Raw genomic sequence first — 1,249 nt, 5'->3', positions numbered from 1 at the left:
TGAGCAGTAGTTGGAAAAAGGACAGATTACCGCTGTTGCAACTGCAATTAGCGGAAAAGGATTTGCTGCACAGGGAAAGTTTTGTAACTCAAGAGAAATCGCTGCACCGCGTTTGCCCTAGCTGTAAAGAAGGGAAATTGATCACCCTTTTGACCTTTGATAGCCGTGGCCCACCAAAAGATTACCAAAAGACCATAAAACGTAAACTATTGAAATTCAAACCATAAGAACGGCCCTGAAAAGGACCCTGGCATACTACTGCCCAAAACGAAGGAAAAACAGGTAAAACCCCGTAAATACTCAAAAGGGGTGTGGGTTTTGCATCAATAATTTATTCGTTATGTGGTTTTCTGCAAAAAAGAAAACTGTAGAACCGTATAACAATGACCTGCTTCCTTGTAAAGGTCTAGACAAACTTCCCGAATTCCCCCTTATTTACAAACCCCGGATCAGTCAACAAGTCATATAGCGCTAGCCTATCGGCGCGCCATATGCTTAGTTATTGGGTGTAGTTACTTTCCTATCATATATTTGAAATTTTCACTATTTCTTGGTGCTTCATTTGTAATAGTGACTTTATTCGAAAATACAGTTGGTTCTATTCGAATAATTTTAGTTTCAGCTGTTATTTCTATTTCATGATTACTTCTCATATTTACAAGATCAAGATGTTGAACCTTAAAGTCGTATAGATTATTTTCAAGATTGATAATTACATATTCATTGAGTTTTAATTGTCCTAATGGTTTAGAATTAATCCAAATGTTCAAACGACCAGTCATTTGATGTAAAACATCAGCACCATTGTAAATTAAAATTTTTCCGTCACCTAATTTATCAAGATTAAAATTATTGTCTTCAATTTTTATTAATTCAAATTCTGATTTAATATATTTTAGATTTGAGGAACAAGATGTAACAATAATTATAAGAGGAACTATATACCAAAGGACAGATTTGTTTCTAAATAAATTCATTTTTTTATAATTACACCCAACGGCTCCGTATATGAAAAGTAGCGCTGAAAATAAGCGATTACTTTTCGGTTAAAACACAAGCCAGATTTTTAAATTTTACTATTTATCTTTTTATTGGAAATCGTCAAATTTAAAAATTTGGCGACTTCCCAAAAATGCCCAAACCTTAGTGTTAGCAATGACTTGTGCTATTTTTTATATACAATGTTGAACTAATCCTCGTACCTCGGAAGCCTTTAATTGGTTTATAAAAGTACGTTATCTTACTGTTT

At 33.5% G+C, this 1,249-nt stretch carries 1 protein-coding gene and 1 pseudogene; one reads left to right on the top strand and one right to left on the bottom strand.

The features are described from left to right. Positions 1-227, top strand: a pseudogene (locus ACFQZJ_RS17165) (IS91 family transposase); the annotation flags it as partial. Positions 228-512: 285 nt separating this feature from the next. Here the strand turns inward: ACFQZJ_RS17165 and ACFQZJ_RS17160 are convergent. Then, the gene (locus tag ACFQZJ_RS17160) at positions 513-977 is read right to left on the bottom strand and encodes a hypothetical protein (RefSeq protein ID WP_379936129.1); all 465 of its coding nucleotides are present in this window, start codon (positions 975-977) and stop codon (positions 513-515) included. Between the last annotated feature and the right edge of the window lie 272 nt (positions 978-1,249).

The organism is Maribacter chungangensis (genome assembly GCF_042676845.1).
In the GTDB taxonomy this organism is placed as follows: Bacteria; Bacteroidota; Bacteroidia; order Flavobacteriales; family Flavobacteriaceae; genus Maribacter; species Maribacter chungangensis.
The sequence above is the reverse complement of the archived record's forward strand: the minus strand, read 5'-3'. Positions and strand labels throughout refer to the sequence as shown.